Below are 18,919 nucleotides of genomic sequence, written 5' to 3'. Positions count from 1 at the left end.
CCCAGGAGTTCCACCATGAAAGACGCTGTCATTGTTTCCACTGCCCGCACCCCCATCGGCAAGGCCTACCGGGGCTTCCTGAACGACACGCACGGCTCCGATATCGGCGCGCACGCTGTTCTGCACGCGGTGCAGCGGGCCGGGATCGATCCGTCCGAGGTCGAGGACGTGATCATGGGCGCCGGGAACCCGGAGGGCGCGACCGGCAGCAACATTGCCCGGCAGATCGCGCTGCGGGCCGGGCTGCCCGTGAGCGTGGCGGGGCAGACCGTGAACCGTTTCTGCTCCAGCGGCCTGCAGACCATCGCGACCGCCGCGAACAGCGTCATGGCCGGTCAGGGTGACGTGTTCGTGGCGGGGGGCCTGGAGAGCATCAGCCTGACGCAGAACGAGCACGCGAACAAGTACCGCCTGCGGGGCGAGTGGCTCATGGAGCACAAGCCCGAGATCTACATGCCCATGCTGGAGACCGCCGAGATTGTCGCCCGGCGTTACGGGATCAGCCGCGAGGCGCAGGACGAGTACGCGTACCACTCGCAGATGCGTACCGCCCGCGCCCAGCAGGCAGGACTGTTCGAGCATGAGATCGTGCCCATGACCGCGACCATGAAGGTGCAGGACAAGGCCACGGGCGAGATCAGTGACCAGACCGTGACCCGCACGCTGGACGAGGGGAACCGCGCCGACACCACCCTGGAGGGCCTGGGCAAGCTGAAACCCGTGTTCGAGGGGGGCGTGATCACCGCCGGGAACGCCAGTCAGCTCAGTGACGGCGCGGCGGCCGTGGTCGTCATGAACGCCGACATGGCCCGCGAGCGCGGCCTCGCCCCGCTGGGTCTGTTCAAGGGCTTTGCCGTCGCGGGCTGTGAACCGGACGAGATGGGCATCGGCCCCGTGTTCGCCGTGCCGAAACTCCTCAGGCGTCACGGCCTCAAGGTGGACGACATCGACCTGTGGGAACTGAACGAGGCGTTCGCCGTGCAGGCCCTGTACTGCCGGGACACGCTGGGCATCGACCCGGAGAAGTACAACGTGAACGGCGGTTCCATCAGCATCGGGCACCCGTACGGCATGAGCGGTGCGCGCCTGACCGGGCACGCGCTGCTGGAAGGCAAACGCCGCGGCGCGAAGCACGTGGTCGTGACCATGTGCATCGGGGGCGGCATGGGCGCGGCGGGTCTGTTCGAAGTGCTGTGAGGGCGGCGTTCAGGGCGGCGCCCTGAACCGAGTGGAACGAGAAGCCGCGAAAGGCGGTGGTGGGAAGTGGGCGGTGGGGGTGACCCTGCGGCCCGCTTTCTGTTTGGGCGTGGGTAGAGTGCGCTATGGATCTGCTGGAGCGGTTGCTGGGGCATGACGCGTGGACGACGGGGCGGCTGCTGGATCAGGCGCGCTTCCTGAGCGAGGCGCAGCTGGATGAGCCGTTCGAGCTGGGGTGGCGGACGGTGCGGGCGACGCTGGCGCACATCGTGCGGAACATGGAGGTCTGGACGGACCTGATGGGCAGCGTCCCGCCGCGCGAGGGGCCGGGTGATCGGGTCGGTCTGGATGAGCTGGCGCGGCGGCTGGAGGTGGTGGGGCCGCAGCTGGCGGCGCTGGCGCGGCACGTGCAGGCGGAGGGGCGGCTGGACGACACCTGGGTGGACGTGCTGGATGATCCGCCCCGGCGCAAGTCGTTCGGGGGTGGGATCGCGCATGTGATCACGCATTCGATGCATCACCGGGCGCAGCTGATTCACCTGCTGCGGGTGCTGGGCGTGCCGGACGTGGAGGAGGGGGACGTGCTGGGCTGGGAGCGGCGGGTGGTGCGGGGCGGTGCGTGGGACGTGGAGGGTGCGGTGTGATACGGACTGCCGTTTGTTTCGTTAACAACCCGGAACAGCACCGGGTTGCCAACTCCACGTCCGGAACCCGCCCAGCTCCCACTCGCTTCGCTCGGACCCAGCGGGCTTTGCAGCCCATTCAATCGGAGTCCGTATGACAGCTGTCGGCTCGTCACAATCGCTTAACGTCAAACGATTTACTCTGTGGGCATGACCACCACGCCCCTCACCCCGCACGGCCTGCACCACGTCACCGCCGTCACCGCCGACGCCCGCGCCAACCTGGCCTTCTACACCGGCGTCCTCGGCATGCGGCTCGTCAAGAAAACCGTCAACCAGGACGACGTCACCGCCTACCACCTCTTCTTCGCCGACAGCGCCGGCACCCCCGGCAGCGACCTCACCTTCTTCCAGTGGCCCGTCCCACCCGAACAACCCGGCAACAACAGCGTCACCCGCACCAGCCTCCGCATCCCCGACGGCACCCTCGACTGGTGGCACACGCACCTCACGGCCCACGGCCTGACCGTCACCCCCACCACCCGCCACGGCCGCCCCCACCTCGACTTCAACGACCCCGAAGGCCAGCGCCTCAGCCTCGTGCAGGGCGGCCCGCACGGCACCCCCTGGACAGGCAGCACCGTCCCCACCGACAAACAGATTCACGGCCTCGGCCCCAGCGAACTCACCCTCCCGAACCTGTTCCCCACCACCCGCGTCCTCGAACGCGCCTACCACATGACCCCCGCCGGCACGTACCCCGACCCCGAACAACCCACGCGCACCATCCACGTCTACGCCATGCAGCAAGGCGGCCCGCACGCCGAACTGCACCTGCGCATCGACCCCGCCATGCCCCCCGCCCGCCCCGGCGCCGGCGGCGTCCACCACATCGCCCTGCGCGTCCAGGACGACCAGTACCACGACTGGAACACCCACCTGACCAGCCTGGGCCTGCGCACCAGCGGCGAAGTCGACCGCCACTGGTTCCACAGCATCTACTACCGCGAACCGCAGGGCATCCTGATCGAACTCGCCACCGACGGCCCCGGCTTCACCGTCGACGAACACCCCGACCACCTGGGCGAAACCCTGATCCTCGCCCCGTTCCTCGAACCCCGCCGCGCCCAGATCGAAGCCGGCCTCACCCCCCTCACCTGACATGAAAGAAGCCGCCCCCACCATCAATTGGTGGGGGCGGCGCTCACAGGTCAGAGATCAGGAGCAGTTCGCCACAGGAAGTGCCTGCACGCTCTGACGCACCGGGCTGTTCGTACCGTCCGACGACTGGGCCTGCACGTCCACGAACGTCGCCCCCTTCACCGTGAACGTGTTCACGGGCGTCACCACGATCGCCTGCGCACTGACCCCACCCTTCCCCACGCTCAGAGGCGCGGTGTTCGGCCCGACCACGAACTCGAACACCGTTGGGGCGTCAGAGTACATGTCACCCAGCGGCGTCGAGTACACCGTGCGCGTCTGCCCGGAATCCCGGCCCACCAGTCGCGCCCCCACCAAGTCCACCGTGCCGTCCCAGTCGAGCGTCACGCTCAGGCGCGTGTTCCAGTTGTCGCAGATGATCGAAGTCCCTTTCGGGTAGCGCGTACCCGTCGCCGTATCCACGTAATCAGACGGCAGCGTGTACTGACTCTGATACGAAACCAGGCGGAAATTCCGCACCGGATCAGAAGTGCCGATCACCACCGTTGCCCCGCAACCCGCCAGGAGGCCCGTCAGTCCGAGTGCCGTCAATGCCAGTTTCTTCATGTCTCTCACTGTGCCCGCCGAACCTGACCGGAATGTGATGAATTCCTCAGCGAACCTGAGAAAACAAACAGGCCCCCACACGAAGCAGGGGCCGGTATGAAGCAGGAGCTTACTGGCTGAGCGGCTGAGCCGTGCTGGCAAGGGTGCACTTGCTGTACACGTCAATATTGCCGTCGCTGCCCAAATTTTTGCTCGTGATGGGGAAGGTGTCGCCACCGGTTGTGTACACCAGGATCTCGGCATGGAAGCTGCCGACTCGGTCACGACCGTCCACGGTTACATTGCGAGGCTCTCTGAATTGGGGGTTGGGGCTGACGATGATGCTTGCGGGGATCAGATCATTGCTCGCGGATTTAAATTCGAAAATAGCCTGATAGTCGTTGTTGGCATTCTTCTTTAGGTCAGCAGCCTGAATGGTCTGGGTCTTCTTCGTACCAGAGGCTCCGACGATAGCTACATCCACTTTGGACAGGTTGCCAGCAGCCGTGAAGTTGACGACTACCTGGGTGTCCGTCGCACGTCCATCCGTCGGGTTGGTAATCCGGTCACAGCCCACGAAACGTGCGGGGTCAGTTCCCGCGATCTTGTACTCCGTCGTGACTTTACGCATCACGGCGTTGGTGCCGTCCGGTGCGGCTCCGAACGAACCGCAACTTGCCAGAATGCCCGTCAATCCCACCGCAGCCAGCATCAGTTTCTTCATGCCTCTCACTTTGCCTGTCCAGTCTGATCCGGGTGTGACGCGCCGCTGAGGAAACCTTCAGTTCCGTGAATGCGGCGTGGCGGTGCAGTGGGGCGGCCCACCGCCGGGCGTGCCGGGGCGGGCCGTGTGGTGCGGGCGGGTCAGGCCATGCTGAGGGGGGCGCTGAGGGCGGCGGCCTGCGGGTCCAGGCGCGGCACCTGCGGGAGGGGGTGGCCGTCCGGGCCGAGGACCGTGCCGTACATCATGTGCGGCGTGGCGTGGTCGATTCGGACGGAGTACACGCCGGGGCCGGTGGCGCCGATGGCGGCGGGGACGATGGTGGGGTGGTTGCCGCGCGTGTGCCCTTCGAGGAAGCCGTCGCTGTGCGCTTCGCCGCGAATCAGGACTTCCTGGGTGGTGCCGACCTTGGCGGCGTTCTTGCGGGCGCTCCAGTCTTTCTGCCTGGCGATCAGGCGTTCCAGGCGTTCGGTTTTCACTTCGCGGGGGAGGTCGTCGAAGTGCTTGTGGCTGGGCGTGCCGGGGCGGGCGCTGTACGCGAACATGTACGCGCTGTCGTACCCGACCTCGTCGTACAGGCTGAGGGTCTGCGCGAAGTCGTCCTCGGTCTCGCCGGGGAAGCCGACGATGATGTCGGTGGCGAGCACGACGTGCGGGAGGTGTTTCTTGATGTCCGCGACGTGCGCGAGGTACTGCTCGCGGGTGTACTCGCGGGCCATGCGGCGCAGGACGCGGTTGCTGCCGCTCTGGACGGGCAGGTGCACGTACTCGCAGATGGCGGGCGTGTCGGCCATGGCGGCGGCGACGTCCTCGGTGAAGTTCATGGGGTGGCTGGTCGTGAATTTCACGCGGCGCACGCCGCTGCGGCCCACCATGCGCAGCAGGTTCGCGAAGGTGGGGTAGCCGCCCAGCCGGGCGCCCTGGTCCACGCCGTACGCGTTGACGTTCTGGCCGAGCAGCGTGACTTCCTGCACGCCCGCCGCGAGTTGCAGGTCCAGTTCCCGCAGGATGTCGTCCGGGTGGCGGCTGACCTGCGGGCCGCGCGTGGTGGGCACGATGCAGTACGTGCAGTGGTGGTCGCAGCCGCGCATGATCGTCAGGTGCGCCTGCAACTGTCCGGCCGGGGCGGGGGGGACGTGGTCGTGCAGTTCGTCCCGGAATGCCAGTCCCCAGAAGCGCTCGTTGCTTTCCAGCGCCTTGCCGATGTCCAGCAGGCTGCCCGGCCCGAGCAGGATGTCCACGCCGAACTTGCGGGCCATCTGCTGTCCTTCTTCCAGTTGCGCGAGGCAGCCCATCATGCCGATCACCAGGGGGCGGCGGGCCTTGATCTTGCGCAGGTCGCCCAGCAGACTGCGGACCTTCTCGACGGGTTTCCCGCGAATGGCGCAGGTGTTCAGCAGCACGAAATCGGCGACGTCCACGCTGTCCACGATGTCCGCCCCGAAACTCACGAGTTGCGACTGGACCAGGTGCGTGTCGTACTCGTTCATCTGACACCCGTAGGTGACGATCATTGCCTTCATGTGTGTCTCTCCTCTCAGCCGGTCGGATGGATTCCGGGGCCTTTGCCTGCCCGTTGTGTCGCGCTGGGCGGTCGGAGGGCAGTCTAGCGCAGCGTCACGGGTGCGCCGGGGGTGGGGCGGGCGGCTCAGGGCTGTGCTGGTGGGATGGGCCGGAGTTGCAGGGTGTACCCGAGGGCTTCGCGGCCCAGGAGGACGGTGCGCAGGTGGCCGTCCAGGGTGACGGTGCCGTCCGTGTCGTGCCGGATGAGGGAGAGGTTGGCGCGGTGGGTGCCGTTCTCGTAGAGGGTCAGGGTGAGTTCGGTGCCGTCGGCGAGTCGTCTGAAGGGGCCGCTTCCGGTGTAGACTTTGCGGCTTTCGAGGTTCACGAGGCTGCCGCTGGCGCGTCCGTCGCGTTCGACGAGGCCGAGGGTCAGGCGGTACGGGACGCGTCCGGTGGGGCCGATGCCGACGCCCTCGTACACGCCGCTGATCTGCCGTTCCAGGGGGGTGGTGGGTGGGAAGTACGCGCCGAACGCGCAACTGCTCAGGGCCAGCGGGAGTAGCAGGGCGGCGGTCAGGGCGAGGGGGGCGGGGTGGCGGCGCATGGGCCGCAGCGTACGCACCCCTCATGAAGCGGGCCTGATGCCGTGCGCCTGATGCGGGTGCGCTCAGCGTTCGGCGCGCAGGGTCACGTTGTGCTTCACGCCGCCCACGGTCAGGGTGCCGCTCAGGAGGGTGTCCGTGACGGTGGCGCCCAGCAGCCCGCTGGCCCTGAGGGGCACGTTGCTGACGCCGAAGCCCAGCAGGCTGGCGTTCAGGCGGGGCGTGTCGCCGGGGTCGATGGTGGCGGTCAGGGTGGCCGCGCCGCCGGGTCTGGGGAGTTGCGTGCCGCGCAGGGTGAAGGTGCCGCCGCTGGTCAGGTTGCGGTACTCGCCGCGCGCCTCGTGCGTGACGGGGTCCACGGTGTACGTCACGCGGATCTTCTGCGGGGTCAGCAGGAACCGCGCCTCGCCCGCGTACGAGTACACGGGCTGCGCGGCGGGTTGCGTGGTTGGGGCGCAGGCGGCCAGCAGGACCGGCAGCGCCAGAGTCGCCAGGGGGAGGGCGGCGCGTTTCACGCGGGGTTCGGGGTGCCCGTGGCCGGGGCGGTGTCCAGTGCGTGGGCCAGGGCCAGCAGCGTGTCGTCCTGCCCGTGCCGCCCGACGAGTTGCACGCCCACGAACGGCTGGCCGCCCGCGTGGTGCGTGGTGGGCAGCGCGGCGGTCGGGGCGCCCAGCAGGCTGAACGGCGCGGTCAGGCGCAGCACGGCGCGGCGCAGCGGGAGCGGGCCGCCCGGCAGGTCCACCTCGTCCTGCCCGGTGTGGGGGGGCGGGGTGGGCACGGCGGGGGCCAGCAGGACGTCGAAGGTGCCGAGCAGGGCGTCCAGCTGCTGGCGGTACGCGGCGCGGCGCGCGAAGGCTGCCTGCACCTCGTCGGCACTCAGGGCCGCGCCCTGCCGCAGCGCGGCCAGCGTGAACGGCAGGAAGCCCGGCTCGTCCAGTGTCAGGGCGTCCCGGTGAACGGCGGCCGCCTCGCTCAGCACGATGGGCGAGTACGCGTCGAGCACTTCCGGGAAGTCCACGGGCGTCACGGTCGCGCCCAGGCCCTCCAGGGTGCCCGCCACGCCCAGCACGGCGGCGCGCACGTCCGGCGTGACCCAGCCGTCCGGGAGCCACAGGCCCACGCGCCGGCCCGCCCAGTCCTGCGGGGGCACGGGCTGCCCGGTCAGGGCCCCGTGGACGCGGATGATGGTCCGCAGGTCGGCGGCCAGTGGCCCGGTGTGGTCGCAGGTGCCCGACAGGGGCAGCACGCCCGCCTCGCTCCAGTCGGCGTGCCCCTTGGTGGGCTTGTAGCCCCGCACGCCGCACCACGCGGCGGGCACGCGGATGCTGCCGCCGGTATCGGTGCCCAGCGCGAACTCCACCTGCCCCAGCGCCACGCTGACGGCCGCGCCGCTGCTGCTGCCGCCCGGCACGCGCCCCGGCAGGGTGGGGTGAGTGGTCCCGCCGAAGCCGTTGGCCCCGGTGATGCCCAGCGCGATCTCGTGCAGGTGCGTCTTGCCGGTCGCGCTGGCCCCCAGGTCCAGCAGGCGGCGCACCAGCACGCTCTGGCCGGGGTCCGGGACGGGCGCGCGGGTACTGGCGCGGAGCGGCCAGCCGGGCACGCCGAACAGGTCCTTCACGCTGAAGGTCAGGCCCGACAGTGGCCCGCCCGGCACGCCGGGCAGGGGAGACGCGGGCCGGAACGCCCAGGCCCGCTGCGGGTCGCTGGCGTCTGATCTGACGGCGTCCGGGGTCACTGGCATGGGGTGATCGGGGCGGGCGGGATCGGTCACCGGTACAGGGTAACGTACCGCCCGGGCGCGCAGAACGGCGGGAGGCTCAGAACGGCAGGATGGGTGCCTGCTTCCACTGCCCCTGCGCCAGCGTGAACGGCCCGAAGTCCTGCAGGCCCAGCGGCCCGAAATCTGCCGTGAACCCGCCGTCCACGCGGTACGTGACCAGCTGCCCGCGCGCCACCTTCAGGAACGACGCGGCCGTGTTCAGCGTGACGGGAATGGACACGTCGGCCCGCTGCTCGGCCACGCCGCTGGCGGGAATGGCGACATTCGGGAACGACACCTGCCCCACCTCGGCCCCGTCGATGACCAGTGTCCCCGCGAGGTTCGCCAGGCGCAGGGGCAGCGGGTTGGGATTCGTGACCCGCAGGTTCAGGGTCAGGTTCGCGACCGGGGCGTTCCCGAACCCGCCGGGCAGCGTGAGGCTCTGCAGGTACACGTTCTGCACGTCCACGCGGGGCACCTGCAGGATCTGCTGCAGGGGCGCGCAGGCACTCAGGGACAGGGCGGCGGTGCCCAGGACGGCGGCAGGAAGCAGGCGCATGTGCCCAGGCTACCCCGCCCCCCACGCCGGAACCTGACCGGGCGCGTCAGGTTCCGGCTGCGCTACGCTGCCTGCATGCGACCCCTACCCCGTTCCGGCCGTTTCCGTCTGCTGCCCGTCACGCTCGGCGCGGCGCTGCTCGTGACGTCCGCGCCGGCCGCCACGCTGGACTTCGGCGTGGCGTACCGCGCCCCGGACGCCGGACTGTGGGGGCGCGTGGGCGTCTCGGAGCTGGACCTGCTGGGCGGGCAGGTGTCGGCCGCGCTGGGCAGCCGCGCGGCGCAGGTCGGGTACGTCCGCAGCCTCAGCCTGCCGCCGCTGGGCGCCGCGACGGCCCGCACGGACCTCGCCGTCACGTGGCAGGGTGGCGTGCGCGTGGACAGCCGCGCCAGCGCCGGGCTCGGACCGGTCGCGCTGAACCTCGCGGGCGCGTACTTCACGGCGCCCGTCACGGACGTGGACCCGCTCGCCCCGTTCGCGCAGGCCCCGGCGGACCTGCGCGAACGCGGCTGGAACGCCGTGCTGGGCGCCCGTTACCGCGTGAACCGTGACCTGATCGCCGTGCTGGGCGGTGAGCTGGGGGCGCAACCTCAGCTGAGCGTGGGCGTGGAGGGCCGCCGCGTCCTGACACGGCCCGTGCCTCCCGCCCTGACGGAACCCGACGCGGCCGGCGTTCCGGAGGCCGCTGCGGATCCCGCCACGACCGGACCGGCGACCACCGGCAACCCCGATACCGATCCCCTGGCCATGGACGACACCCTGCCCGAGACCGAGCAGACCGGCACCCTGACGTGGCGCTCGGGCGTCCTGGCCGGGCGGGACGTGCTGGGCCTGACCGGCGGCCTGACCTACGCGGCCGAGAGCGGCCTGAGCGTGGGCGTGGACGCCCTGGCGGGCCCGAAGACCTTCGGCGTGACCGGAAGCCTGTCCGCGCCGGACCTGCTGGGTGACGGCAGCAGCGTGCGCCTGTACGCCGCCTACGAGCCGTGGCGGACCGTCAGTTCCCCGCTGCGCACGGGTGTGAGTGCCAGCCTCCCGGCGGGCAGCGGCACCCTGACCCTGGAGGCCAGCGCCGGACGCACCCTGCGCGGGCAGGCGGGCTTCGGGGTGCGGGTCGGGTACTCGCTGCCGCTGCCCTGAGGGTCCGCCCCCGCCGGGGGAAGCCCGCCCCTGCTGCTGGACCGCTCGACTGTGTCCAGCAGCGCATTTTTACGTTCCCTGGATGAACCTGCCGTCAGGTGCCTGGACCCCTTCTCATGAGGACGGACGGGATACTGGCAGGCATGAAGAAACTCCCCCTGACCCTCCTGGCCCCCGCCCTGCTGGCCCTCGGCTCGGTGGCCGGCGCCCAGACCGCGCAGGACATCATCAACCGGGTGGACGCCACCCAGAAGGCCGCCAGGGACGTGTCCTTCCGTCTCAGCGGCAACGCCACCCTGGATACCAGCAGCCAGAAGATTGACCTGACCATCAAGGCCATTCCCGCGCAGAACGTCGCCCGCGTGCAGTTCGCCGCGCCCGACGCCCTGGCCGACAACGTGGTCGTGGCCGACAAGAACGAGATCCGTCAGTACATGTACCTGACCAATCAGATCACCGTCACCAGCGCCCAGAAGGCCGCCAGCAGCGCCGGCCTGAGCCTGGACTTCACGCAGCTGAGCAACACCGCCAGCATGCTCGCCAGTTACAACGTGAAACTGCTGGGCACCAGCGGCAGCGCCGGCAAGCGCCTGTTCCAGCTGGAAGCCACGCCCCGGTCGGGCGGCACGGACCGCACCCGCGTGTGGATCACCGAGGACGGCTGGCGGCCCACCCGCATTCAGATCCTGAACAGCGGCGGCAAGACCCTGGCCGACCTGAACGTCTCGAACTACCGCGTGAACGCCGGCCTGAGCGCCGCCGGGATCCGGGCCCTGCCGAAAGACGCACAGATCATCCGCCAGTAATACGGACTGCCGTTTGTTTCGTTCACAGATCGGAACACCACCGATCTGTGAACTCCACGTCCGGAACCCGGTTTTCTCCCACTCGCTTCGCTCGGATTGAACGGCTTTGTCAGCCATTCAATCGGAGTCCGTATAACCCACTCCCAGGAACCCGACTCCCAGCGTGGTGCGGCCCGGTATCCCAGGTGATGCCGGGCCCGGTCCCTGTCTGGGCCGCGGCATGAAAAAACCCCCGCCGGGATGGGCGGGGGGTGTCGGTGAAACGTCCGGCGTGCGTTCAGTTCAGGACGCGGCGGGCGCCGTCGTAGCGGCTGGCCCAGTAGGCGTTGCCGAACAGGGGTTCGACGATGGTGCGGCCGTGGTAGGAGTTCGCGTTGGCCATCATGCCGTCACCCAGGTAGATGCCGACGTGGCTGGCGGTGCGGCCCATGGTGTTGAAGAACACCAGGTCTCCGGCGCGCAGGTCGCGGCGGCTGACGGCGCTGCCGACGCGCCACTGGGCGGCGGCGGTGCGGGGCAGGTTGATGCCCATCTGGCGGAACACGTTCATGGTGAAGCCGCTGCAGTCGATGCCGCCGTTGCCGGTGCCGCCCAGCACGTAGCGGATGCCCAGGTAGCGGGTGGCGGCGGCCCGCACGAAGGTGCCGCCCTGCGGGGCGGGCGCGGCGGCCGCGGGACGGGCGGCGGGGGTGCTGGCGCTGGCGCCGCCCACGTTGAGCTTCTGACCGACGTTGATGGTGCTGCTGCCGAGCCTGTTCAGTTTCATCAGCGTGCTGGCGTCCACGCCGGTGGCCTTGGCGATCGAGTACAGCGTGTCGCCGGCCTTGACGGTGTAGCTGGTGGCGCTGGCGGTGCCGCAGAGGGCAAGAGCAGTCAGAAGTACGTGGAAGGGTTTCATCGACGCCTGAAGTTTATCCTGCCTTTATTTATTTGTCCTTCATTCATGGGGAAACCGGCCTCTGGTATGCGCCTATACGGTGTTTATGCGTTCATGACCGGGTGGTCGGCGGGTCACTTTCCGGCAGTTGGCTCAGCTTTCTCAGATTGAAGCTCATGCACCTTGTGGCGGATTTTTGACCTTCTGAAGCGGGATCCAGAACAAATGACGGTTTTTCCACTTCATCACCATCCACTCATTATGAGAGAAAACGGGCGTCCGCTGCCGCCGACCCCACCCTGACCCGGCTGCCACAGCACCCCGCCGGGGCCCGCGCAGCGATCCCGCCGGGCCGAACACAGGACCCGCGCCACCCGCGCAGCCCGTCGATTTCGCCGGCCCCCGGCTATACTCGGCACAAGCACTCCCGCCCCCGGCCACAGCGGCCCCCACCAGCCCACCACGGTGCATTGGAGGACAGCATGAAGGAAACCATGACCACCGAACAGATCCAGATCGGCCTGAAGCATTACCGGCGCATTGCCCGCCAGGACATGCTGCGCGCCGCCGAGACCCCCCACCCGGACGCCTTCCTGAAACACGCCGAGAGCCGCCGCGAGATCTACGCCCGCCTCGGCACGCACGCCGAAACCCACGCCCCGGACGAGGTGATCGGACACGCCCTCGACCTCTACCGCGCCCTGCCCTTCGTGACCGGCACCCCCGAACACGAACACCCGGACATCAAGGGGCAGGAGAACGCCCTCGAGAACTTCTTCCTGCTGATCGGCCTGGACCCCAAGACCCGCCGCGAGGCGCGCAGCAAACGACCGAAACTCGGCGCGGTCGCCCCGGCCCCCCAGAACACCCAGGAAAGCCAGCCCGCCCGGTAAGGCCGCCCCCTGCCGGCGCGGTCAGACGCCGCGTCACAGAAACCGGCCGCGCCGCCCCCTATCCTGCGGCCGTGACCGCGCTCCCCGACGCCCGCGACCTGCCGACCCTGGAAGGCCAGAACCGCGCCTGCCGCGCCTGCGACCTGCGGGCCGGCTGCACGCAGGTCGTGGTGGCCGAGGGCCGCGCCGACGCGCCGCTGCTGATCGTCGGTGAGGGCCCCGGCGCGCACGAGGACCGGACGGGCCGGCCCTTCGTGGGCCCCGGCGGGCAACTGCTCGACCGGATCCTGCACGCCGCCGGCATCGGGCGGGACGAGGCGTACCTCACGAACGTCGTCAAATGCCGCCCGCCCGGCCACCGCGACCCCCTCCCGCACGAGGCCCGCACCTGCGCCGCCCGCTGGCTGGAACCGCAACTGACCCTGCTGCGCCCCCGCGTGATCCTGGCAGTCGGGCACACCGCCGCCGCGTACCTGCTCGACACCCGTCTGGGCATGGGAGCCCTGCGCGGCCAGTGGTTTCAGTACCGGCACGACGACGGGCAGGGCGGGACGTACGCCGCGCCCCTGATGCCGCTGCTGCACCCCGCCTACCTGCTGCGCCGCGACACCCGTGCGCCCGGTGGTCCCAAGAGCCTGACCTGGCGGGACATCCGCGAGGCGGCGGCCGTGCTGCGCGGCGACCACGCACCGGGCCCCTTCGCGGACCCCGCCCCGCCGGACATGCAGGGCCAACCCGGCCTGTTCTGATTCTGATTCCTGCCCTCACCCCCTCCCTGCTCCCACCGTCACCGGGCAGACACCCGCCCCCGCCTGCGGCCGCTATGCTCGGCGCATGCCTCACCCGGAATTCGTTGGACTTGTCAACTCATTGCAGGCGACCGCCGAGGCGGCGCTGGGCGACCTGAACGCCGCGACCGCCAGCGCCGCCCGCGACGGCCTGCTGGAGGAACGCCGCGCCCGCCAGACCGCCGAGCGCAGCCTGAAACTGCTGACCATGCTGGCCGAGAAGACCCGCGGGAACCTCGACTTCACCGAGGCGGACCTGCTCACGGACGCCATCGGCAGCGTCCGCGAACGCCTGAACACCGCTCCGCAGGGCGGCGCGGCGCAGAACTGACGTGCGCGCCACCCTGCAACGCGTGACCCGCGCCACCTGCACCGTCGAGGGTGAGGTCACGGGGCAGACCGGCCCGGGCCTGCTCGTCCTGCTGGGCGTCGCGCCCGGCGACACCGAGGAAACGGCCCGCGCCCTGGCCGCCAAGATCGCCAAACTGCGGATCTTCAACGACGGGAACGGCAAGATGAACCGCAGCGTCCAGGACATCGGCGGCGGCGTCCTGAGCGTCAGTCAGTTCACGCTGTACGCCGACACCCGCAGCGGCAACCGCCCCAGCTTCACGGGGGCCGCCCCGCCCGAACAGGCCCGCGCGCTGTACGGCACCTTCAACGCCGCGCTGCGTGACCTGGACCTTCCGGTGGGAGAGGGCGTGTTCGGCGCGCACATGGTCCTCGACCTGACGAACGACGGCCCCGTCACCCTGACCCTCGACCTGTAGACCTGCCGGTCAGGTCCGCCTGAAGGCCTTCTCACGCGCGGGGCAGCTATCCTTCTGGGCATGAACCGCCGCTCCCTGCTGCTGGCCGCGCTGCTCCTGGTGGGCGGCGCGGCGGCCTACACCGTCAAACCCGGCGACACGCTGTACTCGATTTCCCGCGCCAACGGCACCACGCCCGAGGCGCTCATGCAGCTGAACAACCTGGGCAGCACGACCCTGGAAGTCGGGCAGGAACTGCGCCTGCCCGGTCAGGCGGCCACGCCCGCCCGCCCGGCGCAGACGCCGCCCGCCGCGAACAGCCGACCCGGCCTGCCCGCCCCACTGCCGCCAGAACAGCTGGCGCCCACACCCGCCACGGCCCGCATCGCCGGCGTGAACATCACGGTGCCCGGCAGTCTGCGCATGGGCGAGGCGTTCACCGTGCAGCTCAGCGGCGCGCGGGCCGCGCAGGCCACCGTGCGCTTCCCCAGCGAGATCGGCGAGGACGTCCGGCAACCCAATGAGATCCTGAAACCCATCGGGGCGGCCGGCGAGTTCGTCGTGCCGGGCCGGGTGGTCCTGGGCAAGACCACCCCGGTCGTGTTCGAGGTCAGCGTGGGCGGCGAACTCGTGCGCGGCCGCATTCCGGTCGTGGGACTCGATCAGCCCATCCAGCACCTGAACCTGCCCCCGCAGATCAGCGGCGTGCTGGTCGACCCGGGCCGCAAGGCCGAGGACGCCCTGGTCGAGAAGGCCTACGCCCGGCGCACCCCGCAGGCCTGGACGCGGCCCTTCGCCCCGGCCCTGAGCGGCGTGAGCCCCACCAGCAGTTCCTTCGGGCAGCCGCGCACGTACACGGCGGGCGGCCCGGTCGCGTACCACTTCGGCACCGACTACCCCGCCAGGGCCGGAACGCCCGTGCTGGCCGTGAACGACGGCACGGTCGTGATCGCCGGGCGCTACCCGGTGCGGGGCGGGCTGGTCGTCATCGACCACGGGGCGGGCGTGGCCAGCCTGTACTTCCATCAGAGCCGCGTGACCGCGAAGGTCGGGCAGAAGGTCACGCGCGGCCAGAAGATCGGCGAGGTCGGCAGCACCGGCCTGAGTGCCGGGCCGCACCTGCACCTCGAACTGCGCGTGCGCGGCGAGGGCACCAACCCCGCCGGGTGGATGAACCGCCTGTGGCCCCGCTGACCTGAATCACCCCTGCACCCCGGCCGGGCGGCGCTATGCTCCGCGCATGACCTCCGCGCCCGGCCACCCCACAGGCGACCTGTCCCGCACAGACCGGCTGCTGATCGTCACGCCGCACCCCTCCGGGCAGATCCCGGCCGACGTGCTGCGCGACATGCTGGGCGACGACGCCTTCGACACGCCCCGCCGCGAGGCGTTCCTGCGCCGCATCTTCCTGGACGGCGACCCCTACACCGACCTGCTGTTCAGCGTGCCCGGCGCGCGCCACGCCCAGGCCCCCTGGAGCCGCTTCGCCGCCGACCTGAACCGCGAACGCGACGACCGTGACGACAACGGCGTTCTGAAGGTCATGGGCTTCGACCGCGCGCCCCTGTACCCGGCCGGATGGACGCCCGGCGACGACACCCGCGAAACGCGGCTGCGGCGCATCTGGGACCCCTTCAATGCCCAGCTGAGCGCCGAACTGGTCGGCGCGGGCCTGATGATCGTGGGGCACTCCATGGCCCCCACCGGCCCCGCGCTGGGACTGGACACCGGCAGCCCCCGCCCGGCCATCTGCCTGATGCCCGGCACGCCCGCGCAGTCCACCTACCCGCACGCGCTGTGGAGAGAACTGCAGCGCGCCTGCCAGGACGCCTTCGCGCCGGTCATCGCCGCCAGCCCCGACCCGCGCGTCACGATCGGGGAACCCTGGGCGACCGACACCCTCAGTCTCACGCACAGCGCCCGTAGCGGCGTGCCCGCCTTCGGCATCGAATTCAACGCCGGCCTGTACCTGCAAGGCGGTCAGCCCATCGACCCGGCCATCCGCGCCCTGAACGCCGCGTTCGGCGTGTTCGCGCACGCCGCCCTGAACCTCCTGCCCTGAACCTGCCGCGCTGCTGATACGGACTCGGATTGAATGGCTTATAAAGCCATTCAATCCGAGCGGATGCGACTCGTAGAGCTGCTCCGCAGAGGAGGAGAGAAACGGGTTCCGGACGTGGCGTTGACGACCCGGTGCCGTTCCGGGTTGTCAACGAAACAGACGGAATCTGCATGAGCCCTGCCCGCTGCCGGGTTCATACGGACCCCGGTTGAAGGGGCTACAAGGACCCTTCGATCCGAGCGGGCGGGAGCAGAAGCGGGCTGCCGGGCGTGGAGCTGGCAGCGTCGGTGATGTTCCGGGGTGTCGGCGAGACAGACGTCCGTCCGGATCAGGCGTCCCTGGTCGCCAGTTCCCGGATGACGCCCAGCAGTTGCTGCGCCGCCGCCGGGTCCGGCAAGCCACCCAGCGCGTCTTCCAGCAGGCTCAGGCCCTCGCTTGCCAGGGCGTCGGCAGTGGCCTGCGCGTGGGCCACGCTGCCGCTCTCCAGCAGCCACCCGTGAATCTGCGCGATCACGGCCGGGTCCTTGGCGGGGCGGTCGCGGCGCATCTGCTCCAGGAACACCTCGCGCTGCTCGCGCGGCGCGCGCGCCAGCCAGTGCAGCACGATCAGGGTGCGTTTGCCTTCCAGCAGGTCCCCGCCGATCTCCTTGCCGTACTTCACGGGGTCGCCGTTCAGGTTCAGCACGTCATCCCGGATCTGGAAGGCCGCGCCCAGCGCCAGCCCCGCCGCGTGAAACCCGGCGTGCGGCTGCGCTCCCGCCGCCAGCGCCCCCAGGTGCAGCGGCACGACCACCGTGTAGTACGCGGTCTTCAGGCGCACCATCTGAAGGTAGTCGTCCTCGCGCAGGTCCCAGCGGCGGCCCTCCACCCAGCACAGGTCCAGGTGCTGCCCCTCCGCCGTGCGGTGAATCATGTCCAGAAACGCCTGCATCCCGCCCGGCACGCCCGCCCGGTGAACGGCGGCCCACATGTACGCGTGCAGGGCGTCCCCGGCATTGATGGCCAGCGGCACGCCGTGCAGGCGGTGAAGGGCCGGGCGGCCCCGGCGTTCCTCGCTGTCGTCCTCGATGTCGTCGTGGATCAGCACCCAGTTCTGGAACATCTCCAGTCCGGTGGCCAGCCACAGCGCCGCGTCCCACGGCGTGCCCGGCGCGGGATCGGGTTCCGGCTGCGCGCCGTGCACGCGGGCGCTGGCGAGCAGCAGTTCGCTGCGGATCCCCTTGCCGCCGCGCGCCGGGTAGTCGCGCAGCATGTCGTAATACCCGGTCAGCTCCGGACGGTCCGACCGTTCGGGCAGCAGCGAGAACACACGGGACAGCAGATCGGCACGCATCGCCGCGCAGTCTACCGCCTGACCCCTCATACGGACTGCCGTTTCTTTCGCCGACAAGCCGGAACTTCACCGGATGGCCAGCTCCACGTCCGGCAGCCCGCCCCGCTCCTCCTCTGCGGAGCAGCTCTGCGAGTCGCCTCCGCCCGGATGGAACGGTGTTGGTCACCCGTTCAACCGGAGTCCGTATCACCCCCCCGCGGACCTGTACCCGGCCAGACAGTCAACCGCAGCAGGACAGGAAAGCATGAAGACATGAACCCTCTGCCTGCCCGCCGCATCCTGAGCGCCGCGCTGCTGATCACCGGCCTGACCCTGGGGGCCGTGGCGGCCGCTCAGACGGCCGCGCCCACCCCTGTCCCTGCCACCCAGGCGGCGTCCACCCTGCGACCTGCCCTCAGCGGCGAGCGGCGCTACCTGACCATCCCGGACTTCGGGCGGGTCGCGTACTACGCCGATCCGCGCGGCCAGGGCCGACCCCTGGTCCTGACCAGCAGCGTGAACGCCGCCGCCAGCGCCTACGAGATGAAACCCGTCTGGGACGCCTACGTGGGCACCCGCCCGGTGTACGCACTGGAATGGCCGGGTTTCGGCAGCAGCGACCGCCCCGACGTGACGTACACCAAAGAACTCATGACGGCCGCCCTGAACGCCCTGATCAGGGAACTGAACACTGACGTGGACGTGGTCGGCCTCAGCCTCGGCAGCGAGTTCGCGGCCCGCGCCGCGCTGCTCGACCCGCGCGTTCGCAGCCTCGCGCTGATCAGCCCCAGCGGCCTGGGCAACCCGCGCGGCGGCACGCAGGAAGCCACCGCCGACGACGGCGGCCAGCAACTCTACGACCGCCTGAACACCTTCGGCACGCCGCTGTACGCCCTCATCCGCACGCGCCTGAGCATCGAGTACTTCCTGAGCCGCTCGTTCCGCGGACCGGTCGACGCCGGGCTGGTGGACTACTCGGTCGAGACCACCCGCCAGCCCGGCGCGAAGTACGCGCCCCTCTACTTCATCAGCGGGCGGCTGTTCACCCCGGACGCCTACGCCGACCTGTACAGCCGCCTGAGCATCCCCACGCTGGTCCTGTATGACCAGGACGGGTTCGTGTCCTTCGACCGCCTGCAGGACTTCACGCAGAAGAGCGGCGTGCAGGCCGTGAGGATCGAGGGCACCGACGGCCTGCCGCACTTCGAGAAACTGCCCGAGGTGAAAGCCGCGCTCGACGCCTTCTGGACCGCCCGCCGCTGACCGGCGCGGCCCGGGGGTCGTCCGGGCAGCCCCCGTGCGGCCAACCCCCCCCAGTGCCAGCCCCCTCAATGCCAGCTCCCCCAGTGCCAGCCCCCGCGAGATCAGCCATGGCAGCCCCCGGCGGGGGGCGGGTCCTCCCCCCCCAACGTGAAGGCCAGCGCTGCGGCGGCCCGGCGCCCGGTGAACTATCGTGTCGCAGGCCATGAACACCGCGCCCCCCGCTTCCCTCTCTCCACCAAGAGTTTCCACTTCCCTGCCGATGTCGTGTCACGCGGCCTTAAGCAGGAGTCCGTCCTGCTCCATCCCGGTCAGGACGTAC

General features: G+C 70.2%; 21 protein-coding genes. 12 read left to right on the top strand and 9 right to left on the bottom strand.

Annotated elements, in window-relative coordinates; all coding sequences use genetic code 11:
- The first annotated feature begins 15 nt into the window (after window positions 1-15).
- From ABDZ66_RS05595 to ABDZ66_RS05585, 3 genes are all read left to right on the top strand, one after another.
- Window positions 16-1,197, top strand: a complete 1,182-nt coding sequence (locus tag ABDZ66_RS05595) for an acetyl-CoA C-acyltransferase (RefSeq protein WP_343757011.1) — start codon at window positions 16-18, stop codon at window positions 1,195-1,197.
- A gap of 125 nt (window positions 1,198-1,322) precedes the next feature.
- Complete coding sequence (locus ABDZ66_RS05590; protein ID WP_343757009.1) at window positions 1,323-1,841, top strand: DinB family protein; 519 nt, start codon at window positions 1,323-1,325, stop codon at window positions 1,839-1,841.
- Window positions 1,842-2,030: 189 nt separating this feature from the next.
- Complete coding sequence (locus ABDZ66_RS05585; protein ID WP_343757007.1) at window positions 2,031-2,981, top strand: ring-cleaving dioxygenase; 951 nt, start codon at window positions 2,031-2,033, stop codon at window positions 2,979-2,981.
- 57 nt (window positions 2,982-3,038) lie between these two features.
- Here the strand turns inward: ABDZ66_RS05585 and ABDZ66_RS05580 are convergent, their stop codons facing one another.
- The 7 genes from ABDZ66_RS05580 to ABDZ66_RS05550 form a co-directional block, all read right to left on the bottom strand.
- Window positions 3,039-3,587 (bottom strand): hypothetical protein, encoded by a 549-nt coding sequence (locus ABDZ66_RS05580; RefSeq protein WP_343757005.1) that lies wholly within the window; start codon window positions 3,585-3,587, stop codon window positions 3,039-3,041.
- Between the two features lie 109 nt (window positions 3,588-3,696).
- Entirely contained in the window at window positions 3,697-4,290 is a 594-nt protein-coding gene (locus ABDZ66_RS05575; protein ID WP_343757003.1) for a hypothetical protein, read from the bottom strand.
- A gap of 140 nt (window positions 4,291-4,430) precedes the next feature.
- Window positions 4,431-5,810, bottom strand: coding sequence for a tRNA (N6-isopentenyl adenosine(37)-C2)-methylthiotransferase MiaB (gene miaB / locus ABDZ66_RS05570; RefSeq protein WP_343757001.1), 1,380 nt, complete (start codon window positions 5,808-5,810; stop codon window positions 4,431-4,433).
- A gap of 125 nt (window positions 5,811-5,935) precedes the next feature.
- Window positions 5,936-6,394 (bottom strand): hypothetical protein, encoded by a 459-nt coding sequence (locus ABDZ66_RS05565; protein ID WP_343756999.1) that lies wholly within the window; start codon window positions 6,392-6,394, stop codon window positions 5,936-5,938.
- 63 nt (window positions 6,395-6,457) lie between these two features.
- Window positions 6,458-6,907, bottom strand: a complete 450-nt coding sequence (locus ABDZ66_RS05560; RefSeq protein ID WP_343756997.1) for a hypothetical protein — start codon at window positions 6,905-6,907, stop codon at window positions 6,458-6,460.
- Window positions 6,904-8,133 (bottom strand): amidase, encoded by a 1,230-nt coding sequence (locus tag ABDZ66_RS05555; protein ID WP_343757133.1) that lies wholly within the window; start codon window positions 8,131-8,133, stop codon window positions 6,904-6,906. The genes ABDZ66_RS05560 and ABDZ66_RS05555 overlap by 4 nt, the downstream gene beginning before the upstream one ends.
- Before the next feature lie 76 nt (window positions 8,134-8,209).
- On the bottom strand, window positions 8,210-8,710 hold the full coding sequence (locus tag ABDZ66_RS05550) for an LEA/WHy family protein (protein ID WP_343756995.1): 501 nt from the start codon (window positions 8,708-8,710) through the stop codon (window positions 8,210-8,212).
- Between the two features lie 75 nt (window positions 8,711-8,785).
- On the opposite strand from ABDZ66_RS05550, the gene ABDZ66_RS05545 reads away from it, so the two are divergent.
- A complete protein-coding gene (locus tag ABDZ66_RS05545; RefSeq protein WP_343756993.1) occupies window positions 8,786-9,850 on the top strand; it encodes a hypothetical protein in 1,065 nt (354 codons plus the stop codon).
- Between the two features lie 143 nt (window positions 9,851-9,993).
- Window positions 9,994-10,656 carry an outer membrane lipoprotein carrier protein LolA gene (locus ABDZ66_RS05540; RefSeq protein WP_343756991.1) on the top strand — a complete coding sequence of 221 codons (663 nt, stop codon included), beginning with the start codon at window positions 9,994-9,996 and terminating at the stop codon, window positions 10,654-10,656.
- Between the two features lie 277 nt (window positions 10,657-10,933).
- Here ABDZ66_RS05540 and ABDZ66_RS05535 read toward each other — a convergent pair whose 3' ends face one another.
- The gene (locus ABDZ66_RS05535; RefSeq protein ID WP_343756989.1) at window positions 10,934-11,554 is read right to left on the bottom strand and encodes a C40 family peptidase; all 621 of its coding nucleotides are present in this window, start codon (window positions 11,552-11,554) and stop codon (window positions 10,934-10,936) included.
- A 461-nt stretch (window positions 11,555-12,015) separates the two neighbouring features.
- Here ABDZ66_RS05535 and ABDZ66_RS05530 point away from each other — a divergent pair, with 461 nt between their 5' ends.
- The 6 genes from ABDZ66_RS05530 to ABDZ66_RS05505 all read left to right on the top strand — a co-directional run bounded on the left by ABDZ66_RS05530 (window position 12,016) and on the right by ABDZ66_RS05505 (window position 16,025).
- Entirely contained in the window at window positions 12,016-12,426 is a 411-nt protein-coding gene (locus ABDZ66_RS05530; protein WP_343756987.1) for a hypothetical protein, read from the top strand.
- 71 nt (window positions 12,427-12,497) lie between these two features.
- Window positions 12,498-13,175, top strand: a complete 678-nt coding sequence (locus ABDZ66_RS05525) for a uracil-DNA glycosylase (protein WP_343756985.1) — start codon at window positions 12,498-12,500, stop codon at window positions 13,173-13,175.
- 85 nt (window positions 13,176-13,260) lie between these two features.
- Window positions 13,261-13,545: a DUF1844 domain-containing protein gene (locus tag ABDZ66_RS05520; RefSeq protein ID WP_343756983.1), complete on the top strand. Its 285-nt coding sequence runs from the start codon at window positions 13,261-13,263 to the stop codon at window positions 13,543-13,545.
- A gap of 1 nt (window position 13,546) precedes the next feature.
- On the top strand, window positions 13,547-13,984 hold the full coding sequence (gene dtd / locus ABDZ66_RS05515; protein ID WP_343756981.1) for a D-aminoacyl-tRNA deacylase: 438 nt from the start codon (window positions 13,547-13,549) through the stop codon (window positions 13,982-13,984).
- Window positions 13,985-14,044: 60 nt separating this feature from the next.
- Window positions 14,045-15,157: a LysM peptidoglycan-binding domain-containing M23 family metallopeptidase gene (locus ABDZ66_RS05510; RefSeq protein WP_343756979.1), complete on the top strand. Its 1,113-nt coding sequence runs from the start codon at window positions 14,045-14,047 to the stop codon at window positions 15,155-15,157.
- A 46-nt stretch (window positions 15,158-15,203) separates the two neighbouring features.
- Window positions 15,204-16,025, top strand: coding sequence for an N-formylglutamate amidohydrolase (locus ABDZ66_RS05505; protein WP_343756977.1), 822 nt, complete (start codon window positions 15,204-15,206; stop codon window positions 16,023-16,025).
- Window positions 16,026-16,353: 328 nt separating this feature from the next.
- Here ABDZ66_RS05505 and ABDZ66_RS05500 read toward each other — a convergent pair whose 3' ends face one another.
- Window positions 16,354-17,358 (bottom strand): polyprenyl synthetase family protein, encoded by a 1,005-nt coding sequence (locus ABDZ66_RS05500; protein ID WP_343756975.1) that lies wholly within the window; start codon window positions 17,356-17,358, stop codon window positions 16,354-16,356.
- Between the two features lie 252 nt (window positions 17,359-17,610).
- Between ABDZ66_RS05500 and ABDZ66_RS05495 the strand changes: the two genes are divergently transcribed.
- On the top strand, window positions 17,611-18,600 hold the full coding sequence (locus ABDZ66_RS05495; protein ID WP_343756973.1) for an alpha/beta fold hydrolase: 990 nt from the start codon (window positions 17,611-17,613) through the stop codon (window positions 18,598-18,600).
- Window positions 18,601-18,919 lie beyond the last annotated feature (319 nt).

The organism is Deinococcus depolymerans (assembly GCF_039522025.1).
In the GTDB taxonomy this organism is placed as follows: Bacteria; Deinococcota; Deinococci; order Deinococcales; family Deinococcaceae; genus Deinococcus; species Deinococcus depolymerans.
This window is presented reverse-complemented; position numbering and strand designations above follow the sequence as displayed.